Source organism: Pedobacter petrophilus (assembly GCF_009674725.1).
In the GTDB taxonomy this organism is placed as follows: Bacteria; Bacteroidota; Bacteroidia; order Sphingobacteriales; family Sphingobacteriaceae; genus Pedobacter; species Pedobacter petrophilus.
The window spans coordinates 1-3,014 of record NZ_WKKH01000102.1; the positions used below are offsets into that span (position 1 = coordinate 1).

A 3,014-nucleotide genomic window follows, 5' to 3' on the forward strand; every position below is an offset into this window, starting at 1 on the left:
TTCTGCTTTTTTCAAGCAACAACTCTGGGGGTCAATTTAAAATTGGCGAAAGGGGGTCAAATTTATTGGTATATGCAGATAGAGCGTGCAAAAGAGCTTATTCTTTACGATGAATTAAATCTTACCGAAATCTCTTACCTTTTAAATTACAGCAGCGTGGCACACCTTTCAAGACAGTTTAAACAGGTAACCGGACTAACCGCCTCTTTTTTCAGGAATGCGCCGTTTGATAGCCGTATTGCACTTGAAAATGTATAACGCCCAGACAATGAAAAAACGATAAGCTAATCCTTAAATCTTCCATTCAATGAAAGCAGAACTGGAGTACAAAGAACTTCCCTTACCTATGATGAGGGCTATGGTTATGGAAAAAACTGGGAAGCCACTACAGCTCAAAAAGCTGGCGGTCCCAACTCCTTCATCAAAGCAGGTACTCATCAAAGTGATTGCCTGTGGCGTGTGCCGGACTGATCTTCATATCATAGACGGCGAGCTTACCTACCCGAAGCTTCCATTGATCATGGGCCACGAAATTATAGGAACCGTTTACCGGACAGGAAATGAAGTTAGCAAATTCAAAACTGGTGATCTTGTAGGCGTGCCCTGGCTGGGCTATACCTGTGGTAAGTGCAGGTATTGCGTTCAAGGCAGGGAAAATCTCTGTGAAAATGCATTATTTACCGGCTACAACATAGACGGGGGCTACGCTGAATATACGCTCGCAGATGAAAATTACTGCTTCCCTTTAGATCCCCGGTATGCGAATTCATCGGGCGCTCCATTAATGTGCGCCGGAATGATTGGGTACAGAAGCTATAAGATGGTGGACCCATCGGCCAATCGCATCGGAATCTATGGTTTTGGTGCTGCTGCAAGTCTGCTTACACAGGTCGTAATCGCTGAAAAGAAAGAAGTATTCGCTTTTACCAGAGATGGGGATGCTGAAGCGCAGAAATTTGCACTGGGATTAGGTGCAACCTGGGCTGGCGATTCTTCTCAGCCAGCACCGGAAAAAATGGATGCAGCAATCATATTTGCATCCCTGGGCGCACTCGTACCCAAAGCGCTAAAAGATCTTGAAAAGGGCGGTACTGTCGTTTGTGGCGGAATTCATATGAGCAACATCCCTTCTTTCCCATATTCAAATCTCTGGGGAGAAAGAATTGTACGTTCAGTAGCAAATCTGACCAGACAGGATGCGAGCGAATACCTGAGCTTAGCAACTAAGATACCTATAAGAACAGAAACTACACTTTTTAAACTGGAAGAAGCAAACCAGGCCCTTGAGGCACTCCGGGCCGGAAAAATAACCGGTGCTACAGTTCTGGTGATGTAGATAAGAAGAAGAAACAGAATTGAATGAGGTCAGAAATCCACTCAGGTTCTAAAATGAATATCCATAGATAAAAGGATCTGCATAAAATCAAAGAGATCGAAATGCCGCTCACAAAAGACTCATCCGGATCAGGATATTAAACTGGTACTGGATACAAAACAGAGAAAAGATGAAAAAAAACGAGGAATTACAAAAAGATGTGCAGGATGCCATCAGATGGGAACCGCTTTTGCATGCCGCAGAAATAGGCGTAACGGTTAAAGACGGTATTGTTACCTTAACAGGATCGGTTGACAGCTATCGAAAAAAGCTGGAGGCTGAAGAGGCCGCTAAAAATGTGTCGGGTGTTAAGGGTGTAGCTGAGGAAATTACAGTCAATCTGGGTTCAGCCACCAGCAGTAATGATACCGATATTGCAGCCGACGTAGTCAATACTTTCAAGGGCGATTCTGAGGTGCCCGATGATCACCTGAGTGTTGAAGTGGAACAGGGATGGGTTACTTTGAGCGGAAAGGTGAAGTGGAATTACCAGCGTGAAGCAGCCGAAAAAGCGGCCACAAACCTCGCGGGTGTAAAAGGCATTTCAAATTATATAGAGATCAAATCTGACCATGGAGATGATATCGAAAAGGCAGCTATCGAGAAAGCAATCAAGCGGAATTCCTCGCTAAAGGACTGTAAGATCAAAGTCCAGGTTTCGGGCAACCATGTAAACCTGCATGGGCATGTTAGCACCTTTTACCAGAAAGATGAGGCTGGCAGGATGGCCTGGAACGCCAATGGGGTAACGATGGTAGGCAATGACCTGCTGGTTGAGCACTAGGTAAAAAGATAATAAATATGTGTTAAGGCATTGGAGGCGTTATGCTGTCCGGTGCCTTATATTTTAAAAACATCCGATAGAATTTTAGTTTATACAAATCAATAATCGATCAACTGATGTCAATTCAACAAGAAATTACTTGGCTTTTCCTGCTGTCGATACCGATTGCCTGCGTAGCCTGGACAGTTACCCATGAGGAGGTTTTCCGGGAGCCCAGGGAATATTGCATAAAAAAAAGCCTGAATGGTAAAAGCATTCTGGTTAGGAAATTCTTTTACCTGTTTACCTGCGAATACTGTTTCAGCCATTATATTACGATAATTTTTATATGCCTCACAAATTTCCACCTGTTAATGGATGATTGGAGGGGCTATATTATTGCGGGCTTTGCGCTGGTTTGGATTGCCAATACTTACATGAGCCTGTTTGGGCTTATCCGTCAGGATATATCAAAGGAAAAGGCTGAAATCCGCGAGATTATCACCAATCTAGCGGATGATTCGAAAAAAAAGACCTGAAAAGTGTGAATAATATAAGGAATCAATAGAATTCCATAACCCGAAGCTGTTAAAAAACCGCCAGATTTGGTATGACCGGATGACCGGTCACAAAACAAGAAAATGATGATGTTTTATGAAAATCATTTCTGGGGAATGGATTTTATCTGGTGGTGTATATGTATATGGGTAGTACTACTCTTGTGGATATTTGCCCTACCCTACCAAATACCTAGACAGCGACACAGAAAAGATTCACCGCTTGATATTTTTGAAGCGAATGGAATTGCAATAGTATACTAGAGGTTTTTTTATTGTCAGATTATTTTTTTTGAGAAGCATTACTTTAGATTCCGCT

The 3,014-nt window shown here is 42.9% G+C and carries 4 protein-coding genes; all 4 read left to right on the forward strand.

Annotated features, from left to right (window positions below; genetic code table 11):
* A partial coding sequence (locus tag GJU39_RS23170) for a helix-turn-helix domain-containing protein (RefSeq protein WP_154283362.1) occupies window positions 1-258 on the forward strand: 258 nt, incomplete at its 5' end.
* 49 nt (window positions 259-307) lie between these two features.
* A complete protein-coding gene (locus GJU39_RS23175; RefSeq protein ID WP_209437730.1) occupies window positions 308-1,336 on the forward strand; it encodes a zinc-dependent alcohol dehydrogenase family protein in 1,029 nt (342 codons plus the stop codon).
* 169 nt (window positions 1,337-1,505) lie between these two features.
* Complete coding sequence (locus GJU39_RS23180) at window positions 1,506-2,159, forward strand: BON domain-containing protein (protein ID WP_154283363.1); 654 nt, start codon at window positions 1,506-1,508, stop codon at window positions 2,157-2,159.
* 116 nt (window positions 2,160-2,275) lie between these two features.
* Window positions 2,276-2,677, forward strand: coding sequence for a hypothetical protein (locus tag GJU39_RS23185; RefSeq protein WP_154283364.1), 402 nt, complete (start codon window positions 2,276-2,278; stop codon window positions 2,675-2,677).
* Window positions 2,678-3,014 lie beyond the last annotated feature (337 nt).